This is a genomic window from Janthinobacterium sp. EB271-G4-3-2 (genome assembly GCF_020858035.1).
GTDB lineage: Bacteria > Pseudomonadota > Gammaproteobacteria > Burkholderiales > Burkholderiaceae_D > Janthinobacterium > Janthinobacterium aestuarii.
Genome location: NZ_JACYMG010000010.1, coordinates 1 through 26,515, shown reverse-complemented (window position 1 = coordinate 26,515; position 26,515 = coordinate 1). Strand labels below are relative to the sequence as shown.

Genomic DNA, 26,515 nt, shown 5'->3' with positions numbered 1-26,515 from the left:
CCAGCCGCACGTTCCTCAGCCCGCCAGCGGATCGCTGATCACACCCTTCTTGAACAGGAAATTGGCGTACGGCTGCATTTCGCCGGTCTGCACGATGGCGTAGGCGCCCTTGACGCGTTCGTAGAAGGCGAAGCGCTCGACCGCCTCGCATTGCTCGGGCGTGGCGGCGCCGGTGGCGGCGATCTGCTCGAGCATGGCGCGCTGCAGCGCCGACAGGTAGCCGTCGGCGGTGTTGCATACCTTCATGAAGGCGACCGGCTGGTCGACCATGGCGTCGAGCGGAAACACCGACAGCAGCGCCGCGCTGGCGCGCTGCAGGTCGATGCCGGGCAGGCGCACCAGCGGCTTGCCCTGGCCCAAAGTCTGGCTGGTGAAGTTGGCGTCGACCAGCACGATTTCTTCGCCATGGCCCATTTCGCACAGGATCTTCAGCAATTCCGGGCTGAGCAGTGGATCGATTCCCTTAAGCATGGGCTTCCTCCGGAAATTCTTCGGCGCTCTTCGCACCCGTCATGACCGCCACAGTGTCGGACATGCTGATGTGCTTCGGGTTGAGGACGGCGACGCGCTTGCCCAGGCGTTGCACGTGGATGCGGTCAGCGATTTCGAACACGTGCGGCATGTTGTGGCTGATCAAAATCACCGGCAGGCCGCGCTCGCGCACATTGCGTATCAGTTCCAGTACCATATTGCCCTCCTTTACGCCGAGTGCGGCGGTTGGTTCATCGAGAATCACGACATGCCTGGCAAACGCCGTGCTGCGCGCCACGGCCACACCCTGGCGCTGGCCGCCAGACAGGGTGCCGACGGCTTGCTTCATCGAACGGATGCCGATTTTCAGATCGCGCATATGGGCTTCCGCCTCGGCCAGCATCTGCTTCTTGTCGATGCAGCGCAGGAAGCGCGACAACATGCCCTTGCGCAGCAGTTCGCGGCCGAGGAACAGGTTCTCGGCGATCGTCATGGCCGGCGCCACGGCCAGGTCCTGGTACACCGTCTCGATGCCGTAGCGGCGGGCGTCGATCGGCGACTTCAGATGGATCGGCTTGCCGTCGAGCAGCATCTCGCCTTCGTCCGGGACGAGGGCGCCCGACAGGGCCTTGATCAGCGAGGACTTGCCGGCGCCGTTGTCGCCGATCACGGCGAGTATTTCGCCCGGCAACAAATCAAAATCGGTGCCGTCGAGCGCGGTCACGCTGCCGTAGCGCTTGACCAGGCCGCGGGCCTGGAATACCGGTTGCACATGTGTCGTCATGCTCATCAACCTTTCTTGTGTGTCAGTTGATCGGTGGCCACGGCCAGGATGACCAGGATGCCCGTCACCAGGATCTGGTACACCGAGGACACGCCCATCAAGGTCAGGCCATTGCGGAACACGCCAACGATCAGCACGCCGACGAGCGTGCCCATGATCGAGCCACGTCCGCCGAACAGGCTGGTGCCGCCGAGCACGACGGCGGTGATGCTGTCGAGGTTGTCGGTCTGGCCGCCCTGCGGGTCGCCCACGCCCATGCGCGCCACCGACATCAGCGCGGCGATGCCGTAGCACATCCCGGCGATCATGTAGACGCCCAGCAGAACTTTATTCGTGGCGATGCCGGTCAGGCGCGCCGCCTCCGGATTGTTGCCGACGGCGTACAGGTGGCGGCCGGGCGCGGTCTCGCGCAGGTACAGCCAGGTCAGCACGTACATGCCCAGCATCAGTACGGTGCCGTAGGTAAAGGTGGCCTGGCCGAGCTGGAAGGTGTTGCCGAAAAATCCCATGGCTTCCGGCAGGCCGGTGACGGTCTGGGCCTGCGAGTACAGCTGCGTGACGGCGAAGGCAATGTTCATCGTGCCCAGCGTGACGATAAACGCCGGCAGCTTGATCGAGGTCACCAGCGCGCCGTTGATGAAGCCGATCAGCACGGTGACGGCGATGCCGCACCCGATCGCGAGATAGGGATTCATGCCGAGGTCGACGGCGAACTTGGTCATGATGACCGAACCCAGCGCCATGGCCATGCCGCAGGACAGGTCGATGCCGGCGGTCAGGATGATCAGGGTCTGGCCGATGGCGATGATGCCGACGACCATGACTTGCTGCAAGATCAGGGAAAAATTCTGGCTGCTGAGGAAGCGGTCGCTCTGCGACGCGAAGAACACGCAGGCGGCGAGCAGGGCAATGACCGGCCCCAGTTTGGAGAGCGGCGGCAGAAATGTCGGGACGGTGGAACGCATCTGTTATCCATATTCAAGAGGGGAAAAAGGCGACGCGCCGGCGGCCGCGCGCCGGCAAGGCACGCAGCCTTGCCGAACGCGGCCGCCTGCGTGGATTTATTTACCCCAGCAGGAGTTCAGGCCGAACGCCGTGTCGCGGCTCTCGATGCCTGCTTGCTGCTTGTCGCTGATCAGGGTGACGCCGGTGTCGACGTAGCCGCTGGCCTTCTTCCCGTTCTTGGCGTACTCGACGCCCGCTTCGACGCCCAGGCCCGCCATGTTCAGCGGATACTGCTGCGCGGTCGCCGCGATGACGCCGGCCTTGACGTCGCGCACGCCGGCGCAGCCGCCGTCGACCGAGACGATCATCACGTTCTTTTCCTTGCCCACGGCCTTGAGCGCCTTGTAGGCGCCGGCGGCGGCAGGTTCGTTGATGGTGTACACGAGAGTGATGTCGGGATTTTTCTGCAGGCAGTTTTCCATCGCCGTCTGGCCCTTGCCCTGGTCGCCGAAGCTGTCGGCCATGCACACCACGTCGGCGGTTTTCGCCGGCCCGACCGTCTTGGCGCTGATGCCCGGCGCGCCAAAGCCGGCCAGGAAACCGTTGTGGCGGGCGATCCCCACCGGATGGCCGGGGAACAAGTCCAGCATGGCGATCTTGACGGGCTTGCCGGCGAAGGCGGCCTTCGCGTATTGGCCGATCAGCAAGCCGGCCTTGTAGTTGTCGGTGGCGAACAGCGCATCGGTGGCGTCCTGCGGCTCGGTCGGGCTGTCGAGGGCGATCACCAGCACGCCGGCCGCGCGCGCCTTCTTGATGGCCGGCACGATGGCTTTCGAATCGCTCGGCGTGATCATGATCGCCTTGGCACCGGCGGCCACCATGTTTTCAATCGCCGTCACCTGGCCGGCGTTGTCGCCGTCGGCGCGTCCTGCCGCCGTCAACAGCTTGGCACCCTTCAGTTTTGCGCGTTGCTGCGCGCCTTCTTTCATCTTCACGAAGAAGGGGTTGGTATCGGTCTTGGTGATCAGGCCGACGATCGGTTCCTCGGCCATGGCGGCGCCGCCGGCTGCCGTCAGGACAGCCAGTGCGATGCATTGTTTGACGTTCATTGTGTTGTCTCCAGAATCTATTTATTTTTTACCGGGAGGCGATTGCCTCGGCCTGGGGGCGGCCGTCAATGCGGTGCCCGAGCCAAATATACGCTCGGCTAATTAATAAATCAAGCGGCTTTATATATTGTGTGTGGTAAAAAAGATCAGTCCATCGCGGCCGGCATGGATTTCGTTTTGCTGAAAAATAGTATTTGAAAACTCGCCGCTTTTGCAGTGGTGGCAGATGGGTTTTGTTTTTATAGTTGGCATACCGGTGGAAAACCGCCGGACTATAAAAATGGAGACGTGTTATGAAAATCATGACTGCTGTTGCATGGGGTACCCTCATGTCCGCCGCGTTTGCAGATGCCTCGGCGCAAAGCTGCTCGGTGCCCGTGATCAAGGTGCTGGCGCAAAAAAGCCTGGGCCTGACCGTGATGGAAAAGACCCTCGCCGAGTATGAGAAGAAAAGCGGCACCAAGGTACAAATCAGCTATTTCGGCGAAAACGACCGCCGCTCGAAAGCCCGCCTCGATGCTTCCACCAAGGCCGGTTCCTACCAGATCTATTACATCGACGAAGCCAACGTGGCCGAATTCGCCACGGCCGGCTGGGTCGTCCCCCTGCTCAAATACCTGCCCAAGGACGCCGATTACGACGACTTCCTGCCGGGCCGCCGCGCCGTCGCCTCGTACAAGGGCGTGGCGTATTTCGCGCCCCTGATTGGCGGCAGCGATTTCCTGTTCTACCGCCGCGACCTGCTGGAAAAGGCCGGCATCGCCGTGCCGAAAACGCTCAATGAACTGGTCGCCGCGGTCAAGAAAATGAATAATCCGCCGAGCGTGTATGGCTGGGCGGCGCGGGGCCAGCGCGGCTCGGGCATGAATGTGTGGCGCTGGGCGCCGTTCATGCTGGCCGCCGGCGGCAAGTGGGAAAACAATGGCGTGCCGGCCTTCAATTCGCCGCAGGCCGTCAAGGCCACCACCCTGTACCGCGAGCTGTTCAAGTATTCGCCACCGGGCGGCGCCACCTATGACTGGAGCAACGCGCTCGAAGCATTCAGGTCGGGCAAGGTGGCCTTCATGATCGAATCGACGCCGTTTGCCGACTGGATGGAAGACCCGAAAAAATCCTCGGTGGTCGACAAGGTCGGCTATGCGCGCCCGCCAGCGCCGCTGCCATCGGCCGCATACGGTCACGGCCTGGCCATCTCCGCCACCGGCGCGAAAGATGAATGCACGCGCCAGGCGGCCGGCAAGTTCATCGCCTTCACCACGGGCAAGGAGCAGGAGCAGGCGCGCCTGAAGGACAACGTCTTCAGCGACTACAACCGCACCAGCACCATCAACAGCGACTACTTCCGCAAGCACGTCAAGCCGCAGATCCAGGCGGGCCTGACGGACACCACGCCCGTCTCGCGCGTCACCATCTGGCCTAGCCCCGAGTGGCCGGACATCGGCGACAACCTGGGCGTCGTGCTGGAAGAAGTGTTTACGGGCACGCGCGGCGACGTGCAAAGCGCGCTCGATGAGGCCAACGAGTACGCGACGGAAGTGATGCAACGGTCCAGCAAGCGTAAATAAGCCCATATCGCCAACGACTCCACCAGCTAAAACCAGGGGTCAGACCCGACGGGTCTGACCCCAGCTCTTGCTTTTGGGGTAACGCCAGCGCTTGTCCGTTCTCGTTTGAAAGCCATGACCATGCCGCATACCATCCGCAAGAAACGCCACACCTGGCTGCCGGCCGTCTTTTTGACGCTGCCGCTGCTGGTCCTGCTGGTACTGGGCCTGGTGCCCAGTATCGCCGCCATCAACCTGGCCCTGCAAAACCGCGTGCTGCGCTACAGCGACAGCGATTACGTCGGCTTTGCCAATTTTCTCCGCCTGTTCGGCGACCGCCGCTTCCTCAATGCCGTGCAGGTATCGGCCATCTGGGAAGTGGTCACCGTGGCCGGCTCGCTGATCGTCGGCGTGCTGCTGGCCGTGTTCCTGTTCGAGAAAGTCAAGGGCCGCACGCGTGATCTTCTTGCGCTGCTGCTGATCGTACCCGTGCTGCTGCCGCGCGTGTCGGCCGCCTTCATCTGGAAGTTCATGTATTCGCCGCTGATGGGCATCCTCAACTGGATGCTCGAATGCGTGGGCCTGGGCGGCACGGCCCTGCTGTCCGACCCCGCCACGGCCCTGTACGCGGTGGCGCTGGTCGATATCTGGCAGTGGGGCCTGTTCTTCGGCGCCGTCATCCTGAAGCTGCTGGAAACCCTGCCCGGCGAACCGCTGGAAGCGGCGCGCCTCGACTACGCCAGCACGCTCCAGGTGTACGCCTACATCGCGCTGCCCATGCTGAAGGTACCCATCATGAGCCTCGTGTTCATCAAGATGGTCGAGTCGCTGCGCTCGTTCGACCTGATCTACGTGATGACCAAGGGCGGCCCCGGCATCTCCACCGAAACCCTGGACATGTACGCGTATGCGCAAGGCATCGGCCTGATGGGCAAGGTGTCGTACGCATCGAGCATGGCCGTGCTGATGATGCTGGCCACGACCATTATTTTCACATTGCTCTGGAAGCGGGTCGCCAAATGGGAAAACTGACTATCCGGCGCGGCGTGGACCATGCCGCCACCACCGCCATTACCACCGTGATTATCCTGGTGGCGCTGTTTCCCATCCTGTGGGCCGTGCTCAATTCCTTCAAGGAGCTGATGGACATCGTCACGCCCGTGCCGCGCTTTTTCTTCAGCCCGACACTGGCCAACTACAAGCAGGTGCTGGCCAGCCCGGAAGTGCTGACGGGACTGGGCAACAGCGTGGCCATCGTCGGCGTCGCCGTGCTTGCCGGCGCCGTGCTGGGCGTGCCCGCCGCGTATGCGATCGCCCGCTATCCGGTCCCGGCCAAGAAGGATATCCAGTTCTTCCTGCTGTCGCTGCGCTTTTTGCCACCGGTGGCCGTCGCCATTCCCTTGATCTCGATCTGGATCGACCTGGGCCTGTATGACTCGCGCTTGTCGATGGTGGTGACGTATCTGCTGGTGACCCTGTCGACCATCATCTGGCTGTCGATTCCCGCGTTTGCCCGCATCCCGAAAGAGATCGAGGAAGCTGCCGCGCTCGATGGCTACGGCCCGTACCAGGTGTTCTGGTACGTGGCCCTGCCGGTGGCCTCGAAAACCCTGATGGGCGGCATCGTCTTCAGCTTCGTGCTGGTCTGGAATGAACTGATGATCGCGCTGGCGCTCACCTCGTCGAAAAGCATGACCCTGCCCGTGGTGGCGTCGGCCTTTACCTCGATGGGCCAGGAAGTGCCGTGGGGCGTGGTCAACGCTTCCACCGTGCTGCTGGCGCTGCCGCCGCTGCTGTTCGTCGGCATCCTGGGACGGCTGCTCAACTCCATGCTCAAACATAAATAAGGAAATCCATCATGCAAGCACTCGTACTGGAACAAGCGCATTCCATCACCTTGCGCGACATCGACCTGCCGCTGGCCGTCGGCCCGCGCGACGTGAAAATCAAGATTCACACCGTGGGCATCTGCGGCAGCGACGTGCACTATTTCAAGCACGGCAAGATCGGCCCCTTCGCCGTCGAAGCGCCGATGGTGCTCGGGCACGAGGCGTCCGGCGTGGTGGCCGAAGTGGGCGATGACGTGACGCACCTGAAGGTGGGCGACCGCGTCTGCATGGAGCCGGGCGTGCCGCAGTTCGATTCGCCGGCCACCATGCGCGGCCTGTACAACCTCGACCCCGCCGTGCGCTTCTGGGCCACGCCGCCCATCCACGGATGCCTCACGCCGTATGTCGTGCATCCGGCCGCCTTTACTTTCAAGCTGCCCGACAACGTCAGCTTCGGCGAAGGCGCCATCGTCGAACCGCTGGCCATCGGCCTGCAGGCGGCCAAGAAGGCTGCCATCAAGCCAGGCGACGTGGCCGTGGTGATCGGCGCCGGCACCATCGGCGCCATGAATGCGCTGGCCGCGCTGGCGGGCGGCTGCTCGCGCGTGATCCTGGCCGACCTGGTGCCGGAAAAGCTGGCCCTGTTCGCCGGCAATCCCGCCGTGACCACGGTCGACGTGCGCCACGCCAGCCTGGCGGACACGGTGCGCGAGCTGACGGACGGCTGGGGCGCCGACATCGTTTTCGAGGCCAGCGGCGGCATGCGCGCCTACGACAACATCGTCGACCTGCTGTGCCCGAACGGCTGCCTGGTGCTGGTCGGCATGCCGCCCGAAAATGTCCCATTCGATATCGTCGCCATCCAGGCGAAGGAAGTGCGCATCGAATCCGTGTTCCGCTACGCGAACATCTTCCCGCGCGCGATCGCCTTGCTCGCTTCGGGCAAGATCGATGTCAAACCCTTCATTTCGCGCACCTTCGGCTTTGCCGACGGCGTGCGGGCGTTCGAGGAAGCGGCCCAGGGCCATCCGCGCGACGTCAAGATCCAGATCGAACTGGCAGGAGACTAACCATGGCAAATATCGCTTGCAGGCAGCTGCACAAGACCTACGACGAGAAGACGGCCGTGCTGCAGCCGTTCGACCTGGAAATCGATGACGGCGAATTCATCGTCCTGCTGGGGCCATCGGGCTGCGGCAAATCGACCTTGCTGCGCATGATCGCGGGCCTGGAAGACATCAGCGGCGGCGAGCTGCACATCGGCGGCGCCATCGTCAACGATTTGCCGCCGCGCGCGCGCAACGTGGCGATGGTGTTCCAGAACTACGCGCTGTATCCCCACATGACGGTGTACGACAACATCGCCTTCGGCCTGCGCCGCCTGAAGGTGCCGAACGACGAGATCGAGCGCCGCGTGCGCGAGGTGGCGGCCATCCTCAGCCTGGACAGCCTGTTGGAACGCAAGCCGCGCGCCATGTCGGGCGGCCAGCAGCAGCGCACGGCCATTGCGCGCGCCATGATCAAGACGCCGCAAGTGTTCCTGTTCGATGAACCGCTGTCGAACCTGGACGCCAAGCTGCGCGCGCAGCTGCGCGCCGACATCAAGCGCCTGCACCGCCGCCTGCGCACCACCACCTTGTACGTCACGCACGACCAGCTCGAAGCGATGACCCTGGCCGACAGGGTGGTGCTGATGAAGGGCGGGCATATCGAGCAGATCGGCACGCCGGCGGAGCTGTATAACCATCCGCGCACCCTGTTCGCGGCAGGGTTCATTGGCACCCCTGCCATGAACTTCATCGATGGCGTTGTCGAGAAGGATGGCTGGCAAACGGTGCTCGTGTGCGCCGGCTACCGCTGGCCATTGATATCGCTCCGCTTCACCGCGCTGGCCGAGGGCACGCGCGTGGTGTTCGGCTTGCGGCCGAATCACTTGCGCGCGGCGTTGCCGCAGGAGCAGGCAGGCACGCATGGCCTGGCGTGCGTGATCGACCTGGTCGAACTGCTGGGCGCCGAAGCGCTGATCAGCTTCCAGTGCGGCGCCCTGACCTTGTCGGCGCTGCTGCCGGCGAACGCGGCCAACAGCGCGGCGCAGGTGGGCCAGACCCTGGCGCTGGCCTTCGATGAAGAGCACATGCACCTGTTCGACGCCGACAGCGGTCTGGCTTTGGCGCTCAATGACCAGGTAAGTGGTTAGAATAGCTGGCAACGAGACCGCGTAAGGAACTGCCGTGACGCCTGACCTGGAACTGATCCACAAACCGATCCATGAATCGTTTCGCGCGTGGGCGCACGGCTTTCCGCACACGGTGGCGAAATGGCATTTTCATCCCGAGTACGAACTGCACTTCATCATCACGTCAAACGGCAAATTTTTCATCGGCGACCATATCGGCAGCTACGGGGCGGGCAATCTGATCCTGACGGGGCCGAACCTGCCGCACAACTGGGTCAGCGAACTGCCGGAAGGCGTGGTCTTGCCCGAGCGCGACCTGGTGCTGCAGTTTTCCGGCGACTTCATCGAACGCTGCGCGCTGCTGTTCCCGGAAATGGCGCCCCTGAAAGCCCTGCTGGGCGAGGCTGCCAGGGGCTTGCAATTTCCCGATGCGCTGGGCCTGCGCCTGGTGCCGCTGATGAAGGAATTGACGACGGCGCAGGGCTTGCGCCGGGTTGAACTGTTTACGCGCCTGTTCGGCGAGCTGTGCGACTGCCGCGAGCGGCGGCCCCTGGCCAGCGTCACCTATCTGGCGCAGGCGGGCCGCTACATGTCGTCGACCATCAACCTGGTGCTGGCGTATATCAAGCAGAACATCACGCTCGATTTTTGCGAGCAGGACGTGGCTGACGTGGCGGAGATGAATACGCTCAAGTTCACGCGTTTCTTCCGCAAGCATACGGGCACCTCGTTCATCCAGTACGTGAACCAGGAGCGCATCGCGCTGGCCTGCGAACTGCTGATGAACACGGACATGAAGGTCACCGATATCTGCTACCGCACGGGATTCAACAACCTTTCCAATTTCAACCGCCAGTTTTTGGCCCACAAGCAGATGTCGCCGTCGAAGTTCCGCTCCTGCCTGCTGATGAACATGCCCGATCCGTCCGGCGACGGCCATTCTTAACTTTATTCTGGAATCAAATGACTTATCTCGGTATCGATATCGGCACTTCCGAAGTCAAGGCCATCCTCACCGATGACGCGCAAACCATCGTTGCCAGCGCCGGCGTGACCCTGCGCGTGTCCAGCCCTCATCCCGGCTGGTCGGAACAGAATCCCGAAGACTGGTGGCACGCCACCCTGGACGTCATCGCCGCCATCCGCGCCGCCCAGCCGGTGGCGTTTTCCGGCTTGCGCGGCATCGCCCTGTCGGGCCAGATGCATGGCGCCACCCTGCTCGACAAGCAGCAGCACGTGCTGCGCGCAGCCATCCTGTGGAACGACACGCGCGCCTTTGCCGAGTGCGTGGAACTCGAGGCGCTGGTGCCCGAGTCGCGCGCCATCACGGGCAACCAGGCCATGCCCGGCTTCACGGCGCCCAAGCTGCTGTGGCTGCAAAAGTACGAACCGTCGCTGTTCCGCGCCACGGCCAAGGTCTTGCTGCCCAAGGATTACGTGGCCCTGCGCCTGACGGGCGAGTATGTTTCCGACATGTCCGACGCTTCCGGCACCCTGTGGCTGGACGTGGCCAAACGCGACTGGTCCGAGCGCATGCTGGCGGCCACGGGCCTGACCCGCGAGCACATGCCGCGCCTGGTCGAAGGCAGCGCCGCCGCCGCGCAGGTGCGGCCCTCGCTGTGCCAGGAATGGGGCATCGCGCACCCGGTGCTGCTGGCCGGCGGCGCGGGCGACAATGCGGCGGCGGCTGTCGGCCTGGGCGTGGTGGAGCCGGGCGCCGGCCTGCTGTCGCTGGGGACGTCCGGCGTGCTGTTTGCCGGCAGCGACGGCTTTGCGCCGAATCCGGGCCAGGGCGTGCACGCGTTCTGCCACTGCCTGCCCGAGCGCTGGCACCAGATGAGCGTGATCCTCAGCGCCGCGTCCAGCCTCAGCTGGGTGGCGCGGCTGACGCAGTCGAGCGACATCGGCGAATTGGTCAGCCTGGCGGAAAACGTCGAGGCGCGCACGGCACCCATCTTCCTGCCGTATTTGAGCGGCGAGCGCACGCCGCACAACGACGCTTCCGCGCGCGGCGTGTTCTTTGGCCTGTCGACGGAACACGGCCGGGCGGAACTGGCCTACAGCGCGATGGAAGGCGTGGCTTTTGCTATGGCCGACGGCAATGCGGCCTTGCGCAGCGCCGGCACGCATCTGGAAGAAGCATCGTTCGTCGGCGGCGGTTCGCGCAGCCGCTTCTGGGCCCAGCTGTGCGCGAATGCCTCGGGCTTGCACGTGCTGCGCCACGACCACGGCGCGGCTGGCGGCACCATGGGCGCGGCGCGTCTGGCGCAGATGGCGGTGACGGGCTTGCCCTCCGCGCAAGTGTGTACGCGGCCTGCCGTGCAGGAGACAATTGCGCCGCAAGCGTCCGCCGTGCTGGACGAACGGCTGGCGCGCTACCGGCGTCTGTATCCGCTGCTGCGCGAGGAATTTGCCGGTGCGGCGGCCGACGGCGTGGCCGGATAGTTAACTTTTCCTTGTAATTTGTTGTTTCTATGTTGAAAGTGTTTCTCTAACGAAAGCGTTGCTTGGTTTTTCACGAGGCGCGCCGCATGATTTCCTTGTTCGGTGAGAATTGGATAGTTTTTGGCGGCGCTTTTGTTGCCATCCTGTTCTTGCCGCCGGGAGAAACACATGCAACTTGCGAATCTGAAAATCTCCGTCCGCCTCGGTCTGCTGGGCGCCTTCTTCTTTCTTGCGCTGGTGTTCGTCGGCGCGCGCGGCTGGAGCGCGCTCGACGCGGCCAGTGCGCGCAGCGCGGACGCCATGCAGCGCGCCGTGGCCCTGACGGAAGCCATCGACGCGGCGCGCAGCGCGCAGGTGGAATTCAAGATCCAGGTGCAGGAGTGGAAAAACATCCTGCTGCGCGGCGGCGATGCGGCCGCCTTCCAGCGCTACCGCGAAGCGTTCGTCGCCAGCGGCGCGCAGACGCGCAAGGAATTGAAAAGCCTGCAGGCCATGATGGCGGCGCTGGGGCTCGACACGGCGCCCGTGGCGCAGGCGCTGCAGGCGCATGATGCGCTGGGAGTGAGCTACCTGGCGGCCCTGCAAAAATTTGATGGCGCGCGCGCCGACAGCGCCCACGTGGTCGATGCGCTGGTCAAGGGCATGGATCGCGAACCGACGCGCCAGATCGACGCCATCGTCGCTGCCATCGGCAAGCAGTCGCACAGCCTGATGGCGCAAATGAAGGAGCAGGACGCGGCCGCGCACCGCAGCGCCAGCATCGTCATGCTGGCCACCGTGCTGGTGACCCTGGTGGTCGGCACCGTCACCGTGTGGTGGCTGATCCGCAGCATCACGCTGCCGCTGGGCGCGGCCGTCGGCATCGCCCAGCAGGTGGCGGCCGGCGACTTGCGCGCCGTGGTGGCCGATGGCAGCCGCGATGAAATCGGCGACCTGCTGCGGGCCCTGAAAGCCATGAGCGGCAACCTGGCCGCCATCGTGGGACGTGTGCGCACCGGCACGGACGCCATCGCCACGGCCTCGGCGGAAATCGCCAGCGGCAATATGGACCTGTCTTCGCGCACGGAAGAGCAAGCCAGTTCGCTGGAAGAGACGGCCGCCTCGATGATCGAGCTGACGTCCACGGTGCGGCAAAATAACGGCAACGCCGACCAGGCGCGCCAGCTGGCCGGCGGCGCGTCCGACGTGGCGCAGCGCGGCGGCGCAGCCGTGGCGCAGGTGGTGCGGACCATGAGCCATATCAATGCCTCGTCCAAGCGCATCGTCGACATCATCGCCGTCATCGACGGCATCGCCTTCCAGACGAATATCCTGGCCCTGAATGCGGCCGTGGAAGCGGCGCGCGCGGGCGAACAGGGGCGCGGCTTCGCCGTCGTGGCGACGGAAGTGCGCAGCCTGGCGCAGAGGTCAAGCGCGGCGGCCATGGAAATCAAGCAGCTGATCGGCGAATCCGTGCGCACGGTGGAAGAGGGCAGCGTACTGGCCGGCCAGGCGGGGCGCACGATGGATGAGGTCGTGAGCAGCGTGCAGCGCGTGAACGCCATCATCGGCGAGATCGCCGTGGCCAGCGTGGAGCAGCGCGACGGCATCGAGCAGATCAGCATCGCCATCAGCCAGATGGATGGCGTGACGCAGCAGAACGCGGCCCTGGTGGAGCAGGCCGCCGCCGCCGCGGACGCGCTGCAGCAGCAGGCGGCCAGCCTGGCCGACGCCGTCAGCATCTTCAAGCTGCATGGCACGCCCGGCGTGGCCGCAGCGGCGGGCGCCACCGCGGCCCGGACGCTGTCGCTGGCTTGAAGCACACGTTCCGCGCGCCGCTTGATGCCAGTCAAGCGGCGCCCGATCAGGCAAATATCACGCCAAAATTCTTATATTATTTCCTTTCAGCATGTATCTGCGCCCGGCCGCATGGCGCACGTTGCAAAGGAAAACCATGTTCCGTACTTTCCGCCTGCCGGGTGACGCATGACGGCGCTGTGCCTGGCCCTGGCCATGGTGCTCGCCGTGCTGCTGGCCTGCCAGTGGCGGGCGGCGCGCACGTGGCGCATGCGCCATGCGACGGGCGCGGTGCTGCAGGCGGCGCAGGCGCAACGCATGGCCGATGCGCTGGCGCTGCTGCATGCGCTGCCGGCGGCCGTCATCGGCACCGACCACGATGGCGTGGTGCGGTACCTGAATCCCCGCGCCAGCGCCATGGGCGGGCTGCTGGGCGACGATGGCCCGGGCCAGGCCGTGACGCAGCTGCTGCCGCTGTTCCATGACGGCACGCCCATCGACGCGGCGCGCCAGGTGCGCGACTGCGTGGCGCGGCAGGAAGTGCTGGAAGTGGCGCGCGGCGCCGTGCTGCTGCGCCATCTCGACGGCAAGCGCATCGACGTGCAGTACAGCTGCGCGCCGCTGGCGCAGGGCGGCGCGGTGCTGCTGCTGCACGATGTGTCGGCGCGCCGGCGCGCCGAGCAGCAGCTGGAATTCATCGCCCACCACGACGGCTTGACGGGCTTGCCGAACCGTTTGCATTTCCAGATCCGCTTCGAGCACGGCATCGCCTACGCGCGCCGCCACCAGGGGCTGCTGGCCGTGCTGTTCGTCGACATCGACCGCTTCAAATCCATCAACGACAGCCTGGGGCACGACGTGGGCGACCAGGTGCTGACGGAGTTCGCGCGCCGGGTGCAGCAGTGCGTGCGCAAGGTCGACACGGTGGCGCGCCAGGGCGGCGACGAATTCATCATCCTGCTGACGGAACTGCGCACGGCGCACGATGCCGAGCGGGTGGCCGAGAAAATCGTCCGCGCCATCGCCGCGCCCTTCGTCATCGGCGAATACAGCCTGTCGGTGGCGGCCAGCGTGGGCGTGGCCCTGTACCCGGACGACGATGACGACGTCAATGCGCTGATCGAAAAGGCCGACCTGGCCATGTATGCGGCCAAGCGCCACGCGCCCGGTACTTGCCAGCGCTATGCGCCGCGCATGCAGACGCAGTCGTATTCGCGCACCATCCTCGAGACGGCCCTGCGCCACGCGCTTGAACGCAATGAATTCGTGCTGTACTACCAGCCGCGCATGGACTTGACGACGCGCAGGATCACGGGCGTGAAGGCGCTGCTGCGCTGGAAGCACCCGGAACTGGGCCTGATGATGCCGCTCGACTTTTTGCCGGTGCTGGAGGAAAGCGCCTTGATCCTGCCGGTCGGTGCCTGGGTGCTGGCCACGGCCGTGGAGCAGGCGCGCAGCTGGATCGCGCAGGGGCAGATGCTGACGGTGTCCGTCAGCCTGTCCGCGCGCCAGTTCTACCAGCGCGATATCGCGCGCAATTTCGCCGCCGCGCTGGAGGCGGCCGGCGTGCCGGGCCATTGCATCGAACTGGAAATCGCCGCCGGCATCCTGATCGACAGCAACCAGAACTGCGAGCTGATACTGCGCCAGTTCCGCCAGCTGGGCATGGCGATCGCCATCAGCGATTTCGGCACGGGCGACGCTTCGCTCACTTACCTGAAACGCTTTCCCACGGATGCCGTGAAGATCGAAAAGTGCTTCGTCGACGACCTGGGCAAGCCGGGCGGCGATAGCGCCGTGGTGCGCGCCATTGTGGCGATGGCGCGCACGCTCGGACTGCGCACCATCGCCGGCGGCGTGGAAAGCGGCGAGCAGCTGGAACTGCTGGCCGAGATGGGCTGCGACGAGGCGTTCGGCTATTTTCTTGGCCGCGCCGTGGCGCCCGAGGACATCGAGGCGCTGCTCAAAAGTAGCGAAGCCATTCAGAACTGATAGCGCAGCGACAGCATGGCATTGCGCGGATCGCCGTAGTAGCCGCCCATGCCCGTCGAGTAGTAGCGCTTGTCGAAGACGTTATTGACGTTCAGTGTCGCCACCAGCTGCCTGCTGACCTGGTATTGCGCCATCAGTCCCGCCACCGCATACGCCTTCTGCGTGAAGCGTTCGCCATTCGGTCCGCGGTCATCCATGTAGATATCGCTCTGCCAGTTCACGCCGCCGCCCAGCACCAGGCCAGGCACGCCTTGCGCCAGGCGCCAGGTGGTCCACAGCTTGGCCATGTTCTGCGGCTGGTTGGTCTGGATGCGTGCGCCGGCGGCATTGCGGATGCGGCTATGCGCATAGCTGGCCGTCAGCTGCCAGTCGGGGCGCAACTGGCCCGATACTTCCGCCTCGAAGCCGCGCGTGGTGGCGCCCTTGACCGTGTGATAGGCGTAGGAGCCGCCGCCCGTGCCGATGATCCAGATATTGCCCGGATCGGCTTCGGCCAGATTTTCCTGCTTCAGCTGGAAGAGGGCGGCGCTGGTGGTGAGCTTGCCGCCGAAGAATTCGCCCTTGGCGCCCACTTCGTGGTTCTTGCCCTCGAGCGGCGCCAGGAAGCGGCTGTTGACGTCGCGCTGGCTTTGCGGCGTGAAGATGCTCGTGTAGCTGGCATAGGCCGACCAGTTTCGGCCCAGGTCGTAGACGAGGCCCGCATACGGCGTGATCTTGCCGTTTTCGCGCATCGCGTCGTACAGGTCCGTGTCGGCATCGTAATCGCTGCGGATGTCGCGCTTCCAGTACGACAGGCGCGCCCCCAGGATCACCGACAGCGCGTCCGTCGGGCGCAGGCGCAGCGTCGAATACAGGCCGCTTTCGCGCTCCTTGTCGTACGAGCTGCCCAGGCGCGTGCCGCTGTAGTCGGGCACCGGCATATCGCCATTCCAGGCGTGGATATTCGGCACCGCATGGTCATAGCCGGCGAGACGCCAGCCCGGATAGACGGGGCTATTCGTCTCGAGTTCCGAGGCGCTCACGCCCAGCACCAGTTCGTGCTGGCGGCCGAAGGCCTGGAACGGTCCGCTGACGTACGCGTCGAGCGAGGTCTGTTGCGGCTTGCTGTGCCAGTTGGCCAGCCACAGTCGCATGCCGCCGCCCGTCATGCGGTCCGGGTAGCCATTGCCGGAAAAACCCTGCAAGGCGTCGTACTGGTTGCTGCTGCGGCTGACGGCCAGTTTGGCGATCCAGTCGTTGTCGAAATAATGGTCGAGCGTGGCGAACAGCATGCTCTGCTCGCGGTCATACGTGCTCCACGCGGCCGTGCCGTTCATCGAGCGGGGGAAGCGGGTCTGCGAGCCGTCGGCATAGAACATGGGAAAGTCGCGGCCCGCGCCCTTGAGCTTTTCCTGCTGGTAGTTGATGCCGGCGCCGAGTACCGTCGACGGCGTCAGGTCCGCTTCGACGATGGCGTACAGCACGTCCTTTTTCTGCCGGTAGCGGTCGATGAACGAGCGCTGGTCTTCATGCGCGGCGACGAGGCGCGCGCGTACCTTGCCGTCCGCCGTCAACGGCGTCGAGACGTCGCCTTCGATGCGGTAGCGGTCCCATGATCCCAGCTGCGCGCCGGCCGTGGCGGCAAAAGCGCGGCCCGGGCGCTTGCGCACCAGGTTGACGGCGGCCGACGGGCTGCCCGTGCCGCTGATCAGGCCCGTGGCGCCGCGGATGATTTCGACGCGATCGTAGATGGCCATGTCGTAGGTGCGCGCTTCCAGGTTCTTGCTGGTCGGGATGCCGTCGAACATGTACGACGTCACTTCGAAGCCGCGTGAAAATACCTGGTCGTATTCGCGCGTGCTCGACGAATGGTCGACCGTGATGCCGGGCGCCTGCACCAGCACGTCCTGCAAGGTGCGCAAGCCCTGGTCGTCGATCTGCTGGCGCGTGATGACGCTGACGGCCTGCGGCGTTTCGCGCAGCGACAGGTTCAGGCGCGTGGCGCTGGTCAGGCCCGCGTAGCCGCGCTTGCCTTCCGTGGTGCCGTCGCGCAGGGCGCTGGAGCTGACGGCCACTTCGTCCAGGGTGGCGGCGATAGGCGCGCCGGTCGATGCGGCCCCCGCCTTGCGCAGCACGTAGCTGCGTTCCCCGCTGGGCAGCGCCTCGAGGCCCGTGCCGGCCAGCAGGCGGGCCAGTGCCTGCGTCACCGTGTAGCTGCCGTTCAGGCCCGGCGTGCGCACGCCTTGCAGCAGTTCGGCCGCCGCGCCCACGCTCACTTTTGCTTCGATGGCAAAGCTGGCGATGGCGGCGGACAGTTCGCCTGCCGGCACGTGGAAGACCGTTTGCGCGGCGGCTGGCGCGGCGGCATCGGCCGCCATGGCCGGCGCCTGCGCCAGCGACAGCAGGATCAAGGCGCCGCCGATGGCGCGCGCGAGGGGAGTCAAACGGGGTGGGTGCATGGGACTGGCCTTTCCGGTGAGTGTCGTTGTAAGGTATCGTTGTAATACCCTCAGGACAGGTCACGGCGAAAAAAGGGCCAATTTTTATCAATTATTTTTTTCCGGCCGCGATGGTGACCCAGTATGGGGTGCGGTACAGCACGTCGACGGGCAGCATGCGCGCCAGGCTGTCCAGTACGGCGTCCGTGTCGTCGAGCTGGAAGGCGCCCGACAGGCGCAAGCCCGCCACTTGCGGCTCCACGCGCAGCAGGCCGGGGCGGTAGCGTGACAATTCGGCAGCGAAGGTATCGAGGCGCATGTCCAGCACCGCCAGCATGCCGCGCGCCCACGCATCGGCTTGCAGTGGCGCCGGCGCGGGCAGGCCGGCGTGATTGGCGTCGAAGCGGCTTTGCTGGCCCGCCACGAGCGTGCGGACGGTGGCCGAGGGCGCGCGCGGCGTGATTTCCACCGCGTGTTCGAGTACCGTCACGCGGCTGCCGTCGTCGTCGACGCGCACGATGAAGCGCGTGCCCAGCGCGCGGATGCGGCCATGGCAGGTGGCGACGATGAAAGGGCGGCTGTCCGCATGGCCGGGGCGCGTCTGCACCAGTACTTCGCCGCGGCGCAGGGTCAGCCGTCGTTCGCCGGCGCCATACGCCACGTCGACGGCGCTGTCCGTGTTGAGCACCACGGTGCCGCCGTCGGGCAGCGAGACTTCGCGCCGTTCGCCCACGCCGCTACGGTAATCGGCCAGCATGTCGTGGCGCACCAGCAGCCAGGCGGCTGGCGCCGCCATCAGCGCCAGCAGCACCTGCACGGCCACGCGGCGCTGCGGCCGGCGCAGCACGGGCACGGCCAACTCCGGCGGCAGCAGGCCAGCCGTCTGGCTCACCTGCTGTACCCTGTTCCAGGCGCGCGCGTGTTCCGGGTCGCGTGCACGCCACTGGGCGATAGCGGCCAAGTCGTCCGGCGTGGCCTGGCCCGACTGCTCCAGCAAATACCATTCGACGGCCTGGCGCGCCACCTTGCGCGACAACGGTGGATATGGCGAAGTGGCCGCGCTCATGCCGGCAAGTCCTGCGCCAGCAGCACGCATTCGGTCAGCGCCTCGGCCATGTAGCGTTTCACGGAGCGCTCGCCGATGCCCAGCTGTGCGGCGATGTCCGCATAGGCATGGCCTTCGATCTGCGCCATGATGAAGACGGCGCGCACCTTCGGTTTCAGGCCGTCGAGCATGGCGTCGACCGCTTGCAGCGCCTGCAGGACTTCCGCGCGCTGCTCGGCCGATGGCACCTGCTGTTCGGGCAGGGCGGCGAGCGCGGCCAGCCACGCGCGTTCCAGCGACTGGCGGCGCAAATGGTTGATCAGCAGGTGTTTGGCGACGGTCGCCAGGTAAGCCTTGGGCGCGCGCAGGGCCGGCGTGTGCGGCTGCATGGGCGCGCCGGCCAGCAGGCGCGCGAAGGTATCGTGCATCAGGTCGGCCGCCTCGGCAGCATTGCCCAGGCGCCGCTGCAGCCAGTGCGCCAGCCAGCCGTGGTGCGCGCGGTAGTGGCTTTCCAGCTGCGTGGACAGCAGGGGGGGCATGGCCATGATAATTACAGCAGTGCCAGCGCGACGGCGGCCAGCAAGGCCGCCACGCCGATCATGCGCGCCAGGCGCATGGCCTGGTGAGGGGCGTACGGCAGCAGCCAGATCAGCAGCAAGCCGCAGCCCGTCAGGCTGCCGACCCAGTAGACGAGGCCATAGCCGCCGCCCGCGATGTGCATGGCCCAGGCCAGGGCCGCCGCCAGCGCCAGCCAGCCTGCCCATTGCAGGCGGCGGCGCAGCGGTGCGGGCGGTTCGGCGCCGCGTCCGTGCAGGTCGGCGTAGTGGCGGTCCATGGCCAGGCACAGCGAGGACAGGCCCGCATAGCACAGGGCGAAGACGAGGAAGTTCGACAGCAGCTCCATCACGCGGCCTCCATCGTCTGCGCCGGTTTTACTGGCGCCGCCTTGGCCGCTTTCACGGGCAGCGGTTTCAACTTGAACGCCGCATACGCGAGGCCCAGGCCCAGTACCAGCACCACCAGGTCGAAGGCGGCCACCGCCACGGGGCCACGGCCCAGGAACAGCGTGACGCCCAGGTGCGAATCGGTGGTAAAGACGTTCAGCACGGGCAGCGACGCCAGCAGGAAGGCGCCGGCGGCCAGCTGCATGCGCCACATGGCGCGCGACGGGCGCAGCTGGGCGACGATGGCGGCCAGGGCCCAGGCGCCGAAGAAGCAGGCGATTTCCTCTTGCGGCCGGTCTTCCATCGCCACGGGCAGCAGGCGGTTGGCCCAGAAGTAGGCGCCGAAGGCGATCGGGATGCCGGCGATGGCGCCGATGTTGAGCGCCTCGACCAGGCGCAGGCCGAAGCTGGCGCGCTTGCCGGCGGCCAGTGCCTTGGCCTGCTTCTGGCGCGTCTTGACGGCCCATAGCAGGGCGCCCGTGGCGACCATGGCGCAGCCGGCCAGGCCGGACAGGAAGAACAGGGCGCGCAGCAGCGGGCCGCCGAAATGCGCGACGTGCAGTCCCACCATCACGCCTTGCGTGGCGGCGGCGCCGGGCTGCGCGTCGCCGTCGGTCGACAGCAGCTTGCCGGAAACGCCATCGAATTCCATCGACGGCTGTTTCGATGACATGTCGCGCCCGCCCGCGCGCGTCAGTGAAATGGTGGCGTTGGCGTCGCCCGGGTGGTTGACGGAAATGCGTTCGACCTTGCCGCCGCCCCAGTGCTGTTCCGCCTGGCGCACGAGGGGCGCGAGCGCCGTCAGCGGCGCGGCCACGCCGGCCGGCTTGCTGTCGCCCGAGCGGCCGGGAAACGCTTCGGCGAAGAAGGCATCCTTGTCGCCCTTGTAGGCGGCCGTGGCGCCCGATGGCATGTACAGGAACATCAACGTGACCAGGCCCGTGTAGGTGATCATGATGTGGTAGGGCAGGGCCAGCACGGCCGTCACGTTGTGCGCATCGAGCCACGAGCGCTGGCCCTTTTTCGGCCGGAAGGTAAACAGGTCCTTGAAGATGCGCTTGTGCGTGACGATGCCGCTGATGATGGAGACGAACATGAACATGGCGCAGAAACCCACGATCCAGCGGGCCCAGATGGCCGGCATGTAGTGCAGGTCGAAGTGCAGGCGGTAGAGGAATTCGCCGCCCCGCGTCTCGCGCGGCTTGGACAGCACCTCGCCCGTGGCCGGGTCGGCTTTTTCGCTATGAAAATTGCCGCGCCGTCCGCGTTTCTTTTCGCCCGGTTGCGATGGCTTGCTCCAGCCCAGCTGCGTGGCGGGGCTGCGCTCGCCGGGCAGGCTGATGAACCAGCGCGTGGCGCCCGTGGCCCGCTCTTCCATCGCCTGCTGCGCGACCTTGGCCGCTTCCTCGGTGCTCACCTCGCTGGCGGCGGCGCCATGCAGTTCGGGCTGCATCCACACGGTGATTTCATTGCGGTAGTAGCTGGCCGTGCCGGCGCAAAACACCAGCAATAAAATCCAGCAGACGAGCAGGCCGGACCAGGTGTGCAGCCATGCCATCGACTGGCGGAAACCTTCTTTCATGCGAGACTCCAGGATAGTGCGTCCATCCACTGCAGGATGGCGGCGATGACGGCGGCCGGCATCAGAAGGCCCAGCCAGGCGCGCAGCGCGCTGCGCGTGGCAAAGACCCACATCACGGCGCAGGTATAGATGGCAAACGACAGCAGGGTGGCTGTCATGACGGCTTCGGAACGGGCCATGGGCAGGCTTACCGACAGCAGCATGGTGGCCAGCGCGGCCAGCACGTAGCCGCCGACGATGGCCGCCACGCTGCGCGAGGCCACGCCGAGCCGGTACACGGCGCCGGCGGACAGCCGCAGGCGCGCGATTTTAGTGATGGCTTGCGCTGGCATGGTCAGTCGTGATCCTTGCTCGGCGGCAGGGCCGGGCCGGCCGGCAGCGGCGTCACGCCTTGCGGCTGCACCAGGCTCAGGGTGGTCACGAACATGGCCTTGTCATAGGCTTGCGCGCCGCGCTGGCCGGCCGTCTTGTCCGTGTACTGCACTTCCAGCACATAGGTGCCCTTCCATGGCAGCGGGAAGCTGACCAGGCCTTGCGCATCGCTCCACGCTTCCTTGCCCCAGCCCGATTGCACCACGGCGTTGACCTTGGCCTGCGCCAGCGGCTTGCCCTGGTAGCTGACCTGGAACTGGCCTGGTTTGCCGGTCGGCACGAGGTCCAGGGTCAACGCTGGCGTCTGCGCCTTGCCGTCGGCGATCAGGCGCGCGGCCGGGACCCACACGGTGCGCGTGGCCTTGCCATCCTTTTTCTCTTCCCACGACGGGTAGTTGTCTTCCTCGACGATGATGCTTTCGCCGGCGCCCACCTTGCCATTGAGGAGGAACGCGCCGGCCGTCTTGCTTGCCTGCAGCGGCTGCGCGCCCTTGGCCGATACCCACGTCACGTTCTTGATGCTGAATTTGTCGAGCAGGCCGGGCGACGCTTCGCGCAGGTTGTCGCCGAATTCGCCGAAGTACACGCTGGCCGCCTTGCCGTCCTGCTGCAGCCAGATCTGGTGCGCGCTGGCGCTGCCGGAGACGAGGGCTGCGCCCAGCAAGGCGGTGGCGAGGGCGCCGAGGCGCGCGATGGAAGTGATGTGCATGGTGTATCCCTTATCTTGTTATGTGAATGGAAAATCGGCTCGTATCGTGCTTCAGTACTGGTAGCGCAGGTTCAGCGCCACGTTGCGCGGCTCGCCGTAATAGCCGCCGTTATAGAAGCCCACGCGGCGGAAATACGTCTTGTCGAACAGGTTGTTGACATTCAGGCTGGCCGACAGTTTCGGGCTGATCTGGTAGCGCGCCATCAGGTTGGCCAGCACGTAGCTGCCCTGGCTGACCCGGATCTTGCTTTTGTTCGGCAGGGTGGCCGTCGTGTAGATCTCGTTCTGCCAGTTCAAGCCGCCGCCGACGGTGACGTTTTGCAGCTCGCCCGGCAGGCGGTAGGTGGTCGAGACGCGCAGCATATTGGTCGGCTGGATGGTGTTGGTCACCACACCCTTGCCCGTCTTCGATTTGTTGTGCGTGTAGCCGGCGAACAGCTGCCAGCCGCTCAAGGGGCTGCCCGACACTTCCGCTTCGTAGCCTTTGCTTTTCGTGCCCTTGCCCGAAGAGACATAGGGACGGCTGCCATCGGGCAGCACGAAGGTCAGCGGCACCGATTTGTCTTCCTCGCCCAGGTTGTCCTGCTTGGCTTCATACACGGCGAACGAAGCATTCACGGCGCCGTCGAAGAATTCGCTCTTCACGCCCGCTTCCACGTTGCTGCCCGTGATCGGGTCGAGGAAGGCGTTGTTCTTGTCCTTCAGGTTTTGCGGTTTGAACAGGTCCGTATAGCTGGCGTACAGCGAGGTGCTCTTGCTGACGTCGAGCACCAAGCCCGCATACGGCGTGACGACGTCGTCCGTCTTGTAGGCGGAGCTGCGCTTCACGAAACGGCCCTGGGTGTCGATGCGGTCGTTATATGTTTCCCAGCGGGAGACGCGCGCGCCGGCCAGCACCTTGAAGTTGTCCGCGACGTTGATGCGCGTGGCGATGAAGGCGCCCGACTGCTTGGTCGTGGCGACGTCGCGCGCGCCCGTGCGCGTCAGCACCGGCTCGGGCACGTCGCCCGTCCAGTGGCGGAAGTCGGGGATGGTGGTGGCGTAGGGCAGCGGATCGGGCAGCAGGGTTTCATTCGTCGTGCCGGTGCGCTTCCAGCCGTTCACGCCCAGCACCAGGTCGTGCCGGCGGCCGAACAGAGTGAAGGCGCCATTGGCCGACAGGTCGAAGTTGTCCTGCTTTTCATCGTAGGGGAAGGCGCCGCTCCAGACTTCCAGGCCGCTGCCGTCGCGGTTGGGAAAGCCGCTGCCGCCGTAGAACAGCTTGCCGTTCGAGGAGCTGTCCAGGCGGCCGTAGGCAGCCTTGATCTTCCAGTCGTTGGCGAAGCGGTGTTCGAGGTAGACGTACTTGTTTTCGAATTCACGCTCCCAGCTGCTCCACTTGGCCGCCATGTTGAACGAGCGGGGCATGTTGGCCGAGGTGCCATCGCTGAAGAACAGGGGCGTGGTGCCCCAGCTCGTGCCTTTCGGCGTGTTCTTTTGATAGTCGATGCCGGCCGTCAGCAGAGTGTCCGGCGTCAGGTCCGCCTCGACGATGACGGCGCCCGCCAGCTTGCGTTCCTTGTACAGGTCCATATGGGAATGGCGGTTCTGGCCGGCCACGACGACTCTTCCGCGGATGCTGCCGTCGGCGTTCAGCGGCGCGCTGATGTCGCCTTCGAGGCGGACTTTGTTCCACGAGCCCACGGTCAGGCCGGCCGAGGCGGCGAACTCCTTGCCGGGACGCTTGTGCAGCATGTTGATGGTGGCCGACGGGTCGCCATTGCCGCTGACCAGGCCCGTGGCGCCGCGCACGATTTCGATGCGGTCATAGATGGCCGTGTCGAACAGCGCATTGCTGCCGGAATTGACGGCCACGCCGTCGATCTGGTAGTTGCCGATGGAAAAGCCGCGCGCCGAAAAGCTCGTGCGTTCGCTGTCGTTTTCCTGCACCGTCACGCCCGTCGACTGCACCAGCACCTCGGCCAGGCTGTTCAGCCCCATGTCGTCCATGCGCTGGCGCGTCACCACGGAAATCGATTGCGGCGTTTCGCGGATGGACAGGCCCATGCGCGTGGCCGTGGCCATCTGTTTGGTGGTGTAGGAGCCCGTGTGCTCGCTCGACGCCTTGTCTTGCCGGGCTTGCACCTTGATTTCGCTCAAGGTGGCTTCTTCGGGCTTGGCGGGCGCATCCGCTGCCAGGGCCGCGCCCGCGCCCAAGGCCGCCGTCAGCAAGGCCGAATGCACGGCGATGGACAGCGGGCGCATGGCAACCTTGGAAATGGGTGGGGAAAACGGGCCGGCAACCATGCCGGCCAGCGAACGTGCTCGCGCCATGAAACATCCTTCTTCTCGTGCGCCTGCCGTTGTGCGGCACACAGGTATTGATAGGGAAGGCTTGCTTGGCGTAGTGCCTGGCTGGCGCAGCGTGTCATCCAGCTGCGCACCAGCCGGTGACTGGGAGCAGACTCTGGCGAGAGTCCAAATGTGAATGAGAACTATTCTTATTATAGTGCGGGGTTGCGAGACATGCAAGAGTGAGCTGGCGTATCGCCGTTGGAAACACGGCTGGCTCTAGTCGGGCAGCCAGCTTAAGCGGTTTACCGCACCGTGGCAGACGTACAACGCTTTGCCGCCGGCCCCGCATGGGTTAACATGCGAAGTTAACATGGAGGCAAGATGGCTATTCAAATCATCAATACGGCGCCGATAGCCGGCCAGCGGCCAGGCACGTCGGGCCTGCGCAAGAAAGTGGGCGTGTTCAGCCAGCCGCAATACCTGGAAAATTTCGTGCAGAGCATTTTCGACACGCTCGGCGACTGCCGCGGCCAGACCCTGGTGCTGGGCGGCGACGGGCGTTACTACAACCGCGCGGCCATCCAGACGGTGCTGCGCATGGCGGCAGCGCACGGCTATGCGCGCGTGCTGCTGGGGCAGGGCGGCATCCTGTCGACGCCGGCCGTCAGCTGCGTGATCCGCAAGCATGGCGCCAGCGGCGGCATCATCCTGTCGGCCAGCCATAACCCGGGCGGCCCCGATGGCGATTTCGGCATCAAGTACAACATCGCCAATGGCGGCCCGGCGCCCGAAAAGGTCACCGAAGCCATGTTTGCGCGCACGCAGGCCATCACCGAATACCGGATCAGCGACGCTGCCGATATCGACCTCGATACCCTGGGCACCGTGCGCATCGAGCGGATGACGGTCGAAGTGATCGATTCCGTCGCGGACTACGCGGAACTGATGCAGCAGCTGTTCGATTTCGACGCCATCCGCGCCCTGTTCGCGGGCGGCCTGCGCCTCTGCTTCGACGGCATGCACGCCGTCTCCGGCCCGTATGCGACGGCCATCCTGGAAGGCATGCTGGGCGCGCCGAAAGGCAGCGTCATCAATGGCCTGCCGCTGGAAGACTTCGGCGGCGGCCATCCGGACCCGAATCCCGTCAACGCGCAGCAGCTGATCGCCATCATGGCCGGCGCCGATGCGCCGGACTTCGGCGCCGCCTCCGATGGCGACGGCGACCGCAACATGATCGTCGGCCGGCGCTTCGACGTGACGCCGTCGGACAGCCTGGCCATCCTGGCCGCCAACGCCAGCGTGGCGCCCGGCTACCGCGCCGGTTTGTCCGGCATCGCCCGCTCCATGCCCACGTCGGGCGCGGCCGACCGGGTCGCCAGCGCGCTGGGCATTCCCTGCTACGAGACGCCGACGGGCTGGAAGTTCTTCGGCACCTTGCTCGATGCCGGCATGGCCACCCTGTGCGGCGAGGAAAGCTACGGCACGGGCTCGAACCACGTGCGCGAAAAGGATGGCCTGTGGGCCGTGCTGTTCTGGCTTAACCTGCTGGCGGAAAAAAAGCAGTCGGTGGAAGACATCGTGCGCGCGCACTGGGCCACGTATGGCCGCAACTACTATTCGCGCCACGACTACGAAGACATCGACAGCGCTTGCGCGGCGCAGCTGATGGAGGCCATGCGCGGCCAGCTGGCGGCCTTGCCGGGCCAGGTACTCAATGGCTACACGGTGGCGCTGGCCGACGACTTCAGCTACACGGACCCCGTCGACGGCTCCGTGGCCACGCAGCAGGGCATCCGCATCATCATGACGGACGGCGCGCGCATCGTGCTGCGCCTGTCCGGCACGGGCACCGAGGGCGCCACCCTGCGTTTGTACCTGGAGCGCTATGAGGCCGATCCCGCGCAGCATGACATCCCGACCCAGCAAGCGCTGGCGGGGCTGATCGCAGTGGCGCAGCAGGTCGCGCAGATCCGCGAGCGCACGGGGCGCGATGCGCCGACGGTGACGACGTAAAAAAGAAGGGCGCGTAGATACTGTTATCCCCGTCAAGCGGCGTGCAAGGCCGGATCAAATATTTTTCCCGACCTGAGCACGCCGAATG

22 protein-coding genes are annotated in these 26,515 nt (G+C 65.5%); 10 read left to right on the top strand and 12 right to left on the bottom strand.

The window, feature by feature from the left end; all coding sequences use genetic code 11:
* Positions 1–15: 15 nt before the first annotated feature.
* The 4 genes from IGS55_RS19950 to IGS55_RS19935 form a co-directional block, all read right to left on the bottom strand.
* The gene (locus IGS55_RS19950; RefSeq protein WP_230519131.1) at positions 16–471 is read right to left on the bottom strand and encodes an RbsD/FucU family protein; all 456 of its coding nucleotides are present in this window, start codon (positions 469–471) and stop codon (positions 16–18) included.
* Positions 464–1,261: an ATP-binding cassette domain-containing protein gene (locus IGS55_RS19945; RefSeq protein ID WP_219327758.1), complete on the bottom strand. Its 798-nt coding sequence runs from the start codon at positions 1,259–1,261 to the stop codon at positions 464–466. The genes IGS55_RS19950 and IGS55_RS19945 overlap by 8 nt, the downstream gene beginning before the upstream one ends.
* On the bottom strand, positions 1,261–2,220 hold the full coding sequence (locus IGS55_RS19940; protein WP_230519132.1) for an ABC transporter permease: 960 nt from the start codon (positions 2,218–2,220) through the stop codon (positions 1,261–1,263). The genes IGS55_RS19945 and IGS55_RS19940 overlap by 1 nt, the downstream gene beginning before the upstream one ends.
* A 96-nt stretch (positions 2,221–2,316) precedes the next feature.
* Positions 2,317–3,309, bottom strand: coding sequence for a sugar ABC transporter substrate-binding protein (locus IGS55_RS19935; RefSeq protein ID WP_230519133.1), 993 nt, complete (start codon positions 3,307–3,309; stop codon positions 2,317–2,319).
* 302 nt (positions 3,310–3,611) lie between these two features.
* On the opposite strand from IGS55_RS19935, the gene IGS55_RS19930 reads away from it, so the two are divergent.
* The 9 genes from IGS55_RS19930 to IGS55_RS19890 all read left to right on the top strand — a co-directional run bounded on the left by IGS55_RS19930 (position 3,612) and on the right by IGS55_RS19890 (position 15,071).
* Positions 3,612–4,874, top strand: coding sequence for an ABC transporter substrate-binding protein (locus tag IGS55_RS19930; RefSeq protein WP_230519151.1), 1,263 nt, complete (start codon positions 3,612–3,614; stop codon positions 4,872–4,874).
* Positions 4,875–4,994: 120 nt separating this feature from the next.
* Positions 4,995–5,885, top strand: a complete 891-nt coding sequence (locus tag IGS55_RS19925) for a carbohydrate ABC transporter permease (protein ID WP_442908192.1) — start codon at positions 4,995–4,997, stop codon at positions 5,883–5,885.
* Positions 5,873–6,700, top strand: a complete 828-nt coding sequence (locus IGS55_RS19920; protein WP_230519135.1) for a carbohydrate ABC transporter permease — start codon at positions 5,873–5,875, stop codon at positions 6,698–6,700. Before IGS55_RS19925 ends, IGS55_RS19920 begins: the two co-directional genes overlap by 13 nt.
* Before the next feature lie 11 nt (positions 6,701–6,711).
* Positions 6,712–7,752 (top strand): NAD(P)-dependent alcohol dehydrogenase, encoded by a 1,041-nt coding sequence (locus IGS55_RS19915; RefSeq protein ID WP_230519136.1) that lies wholly within the window; start codon positions 6,712–6,714, stop codon positions 7,750–7,752.
* Between the two features lie 2 nt (positions 7,753–7,754).
* The gene (locus IGS55_RS19910; RefSeq protein WP_230519137.1) at positions 7,755–8,879 is read left to right on the top strand and encodes an ABC transporter ATP-binding protein; all 1,125 of its coding nucleotides are present in this window, start codon (positions 7,755–7,757) and stop codon (positions 8,877–8,879) included.
* Between the two features lie 34 nt (positions 8,880–8,913).
* Complete coding sequence (locus tag IGS55_RS19905; protein WP_230519138.1) at positions 8,914–9,804, top strand: AraC family transcriptional regulator; 891 nt, start codon at positions 8,914–8,916, stop codon at positions 9,802–9,804.
* A 17-nt stretch (positions 9,805–9,821) separates the two neighbouring features.
* Positions 9,822–11,303, top strand: a complete 1,482-nt coding sequence (gene xylB, locus IGS55_RS19900) for a xylulokinase (protein ID WP_230519139.1) — start codon at positions 9,822–9,824, stop codon at positions 11,301–11,303.
* Positions 11,304–11,471: 168 nt separating this feature from the next.
* Positions 11,472–13,100 (top strand): methyl-accepting chemotaxis protein, encoded by a 1,629-nt coding sequence (locus tag IGS55_RS19895; RefSeq protein ID WP_230519140.1) that lies wholly within the window; start codon positions 11,472–11,474, stop codon positions 13,098–13,100.
* A 168-nt stretch (positions 13,101–13,268) separates the two neighbouring features.
* Complete coding sequence (locus IGS55_RS19890; protein WP_230519141.1) at positions 13,269–15,071, top strand: putative bifunctional diguanylate cyclase/phosphodiesterase; 1,803 nt, start codon at positions 13,269–13,271, stop codon at positions 15,069–15,071.
* On the opposite strand, the gene IGS55_RS19885 is transcribed toward IGS55_RS19890, so the two are convergent.
* From IGS55_RS19885 to IGS55_RS19850, 8 genes are all read right to left on the bottom strand, one after another.
* Complete coding sequence (locus IGS55_RS19885; RefSeq protein WP_230519142.1) at positions 15,062–17,509, bottom strand: TonB-dependent siderophore receptor; 2,448 nt, start codon at positions 17,507–17,509, stop codon at positions 15,062–15,064. The two genes, IGS55_RS19890 and IGS55_RS19885, sit on opposite strands and share 10 nt — an antisense overlap.
* Before the next feature lie 91 nt (positions 17,510–17,600).
* Positions 17,601–18,554 carry a FecR domain-containing protein gene (locus IGS55_RS19880; protein ID WP_230519143.1) on the bottom strand — a complete coding sequence of 318 codons (954 nt, stop codon included), beginning with the start codon at positions 18,552–18,554 and terminating at the stop codon, positions 17,601–17,603.
* Complete coding sequence (locus tag IGS55_RS19875; RefSeq protein WP_369123281.1) at positions 18,551–19,078, bottom strand: sigma-70 family RNA polymerase sigma factor; 528 nt, start codon at positions 19,076–19,078, stop codon at positions 18,551–18,553. Before IGS55_RS19875 ends, IGS55_RS19880 begins: the two co-directional genes overlap by 4 nt.
* A 5-nt stretch (positions 19,079–19,083) precedes the next feature.
* Positions 19,084–19,437 carry a DUF3325 domain-containing protein gene (locus IGS55_RS19870; protein WP_230519153.1) on the bottom strand — a complete coding sequence of 118 codons (354 nt, stop codon included), beginning with the start codon at positions 19,435–19,437 and terminating at the stop codon, positions 19,084–19,086.
* Positions 19,437–21,059 (bottom strand): PepSY-associated TM helix domain-containing protein, encoded by a 1,623-nt coding sequence (locus IGS55_RS19865; RefSeq protein ID WP_230519144.1) that lies wholly within the window; start codon positions 21,057–21,059, stop codon positions 19,437–19,439. The genes IGS55_RS19870 and IGS55_RS19865 overlap by 1 nt, the downstream gene beginning before the upstream one ends.
* Positions 21,056–21,391, bottom strand: a complete 336-nt coding sequence (locus IGS55_RS19860) for a DUF3649 domain-containing protein (protein ID WP_230519145.1) — start codon at positions 21,389–21,391, stop codon at positions 21,056–21,058. Before IGS55_RS19860 ends, IGS55_RS19865 begins: the two co-directional genes overlap by 4 nt.
* A gap of 2 nt (positions 21,392–21,393) precedes the next feature.
* The gene (locus tag IGS55_RS19855) at positions 21,394–22,140 is read right to left on the bottom strand and encodes a DUF4198 domain-containing protein (protein WP_230519146.1); all 747 of its coding nucleotides are present in this window, start codon (positions 22,138–22,140) and stop codon (positions 21,394–21,396) included.
* Positions 22,141–22,191: 51 nt separating this feature from the next.
* Positions 22,192–24,453: a TonB-dependent siderophore receptor gene (locus IGS55_RS19850; protein WP_230519147.1), complete on the bottom strand. Its 2,262-nt coding sequence runs from the start codon at positions 24,451–24,453 to the stop codon at positions 22,192–22,194.
* A 342-nt stretch (positions 24,454–24,795) separates the two neighbouring features.
* On the opposite strand from IGS55_RS19850, the gene IGS55_RS19845 reads away from it, so the two are divergent.
* Positions 24,796–26,427 (top strand): alpha-D-glucose phosphate-specific phosphoglucomutase, encoded by a 1,632-nt coding sequence (locus IGS55_RS19845; protein ID WP_230519148.1) that lies wholly within the window; start codon positions 24,796–24,798, stop codon positions 26,425–26,427.
* Positions 26,428–26,515: the final 88 nt, after the last annotated feature.

Coding starts and splice junctions, on each gene's coding strand:
- IGS55_RS19950 (WP_230519131.1), bottom strand. CDS start 471: ATGCTTAAGGGAATCGATCCACTGCTCAGCCCGGAATTGCTGAAGATC.
- IGS55_RS19945 (WP_219327758.1), bottom strand. CDS start 1,261: ATGAGCATGACGACACATGTGCAACCGGTATTCCAGGCCCGCGGCCTG.
- IGS55_RS19940 (WP_230519132.1), bottom strand. CDS start 2,220: ATGCGTTCCACCGTCCCGACATTTCTGCCGCCGCTCTCCAAACTGGGG.
- IGS55_RS19935 (WP_230519133.1), bottom strand. CDS start 3,309: ATGAACGTCAAACAATGCATCGCACTGGCTGTCCTGACGGCAGCCGGC.
- IGS55_RS19930 (WP_230519151.1), top strand. CDS start 3,612: ATGACTGCTGTTGCATGGGGTACCCTCATGTCCGCCGCGTTTGCAGAT.
- IGS55_RS19925 (WP_442908192.1), top strand. CDS start 4,995: ATGCCGCATACCATCCGCAAGAAACGCCACACCTGGCTGCCGGCCGTC.
- IGS55_RS19920 (WP_230519135.1), top strand. CDS start 5,873: ATGGGAAAACTGACTATCCGGCGCGGCGTGGACCATGCCGCCACCACC.
- IGS55_RS19915 (WP_230519136.1), top strand. CDS start 6,712: ATGCAAGCACTCGTACTGGAACAAGCGCATTCCATCACCTTGCGCGAC.
- IGS55_RS19910 (WP_230519137.1), top strand. CDS start 7,755: ATGGCAAATATCGCTTGCAGGCAGCTGCACAAGACCTACGACGAGAAG.
- xylB (WP_230519139.1), top strand. CDS start 9,822: ATGACTTATCTCGGTATCGATATCGGCACTTCCGAAGTCAAGGCCATC.
- IGS55_RS19895 (WP_230519140.1), top strand. CDS start 11,472: ATGCAACTTGCGAATCTGAAAATCTCCGTCCGCCTCGGTCTGCTGGGC.
- IGS55_RS19890 (WP_230519141.1), top strand. CDS start 13,269: ATGACGGCGCTGTGCCTGGCCCTGGCCATGGTGCTCGCCGTGCTGCTG.
- IGS55_RS19885 (WP_230519142.1), bottom strand. CDS start 17,509: ATGCACCCACCCCGTTTGACTCCCCTCGCGCGCGCCATCGGCGGCGCC.
- IGS55_RS19880 (WP_230519143.1), bottom strand. CDS start 18,554: ATGAGCGCGGCCACTTCGCCATATCCACCGTTGTCGCGCAAGGTGGCG.
- IGS55_RS19875 (WP_369123281.1), bottom strand. CDS start 19,078: ATGGCCATGCCCCCCCTGCTGTCCACGCAGCTGGAAAGCCACTACCGC.
- IGS55_RS19870 (WP_230519153.1), bottom strand. CDS start 19,437: ATGGAGCTGCTGTCGAACTTCCTCGTCTTCGCCCTGTGCTATGCGGGC.
- IGS55_RS19865 (WP_230519144.1), bottom strand. CDS start 21,059: ATGAAAGAAGGTTTCCGCCAGTCGATGGCATGGCTGCACACCTGGTCC.
- IGS55_RS19860 (WP_230519145.1), bottom strand. CDS start 21,391: ATGCCAGCGCAAGCCATCACTAAAATCGCGCGCCTGCGGCTGTCCGCC.
- IGS55_RS19855 (WP_230519146.1), bottom strand. CDS start 22,140: ATGCACATCACTTCCATCGCGCGCCTCGGCGCCCTCGCCACCGCCTTG.
- IGS55_RS19850 (WP_230519147.1), bottom strand. CDS start 24,453: ATGGCGCGAGCACGTTCGCTGGCCGGCATGGTTGCCGGCCCGTTTTCC.
- IGS55_RS19845 (WP_230519148.1), top strand. CDS start 24,796: ATGGCTATTCAAATCATCAATACGGCGCCGATAGCCGGCCAGCGGCCA.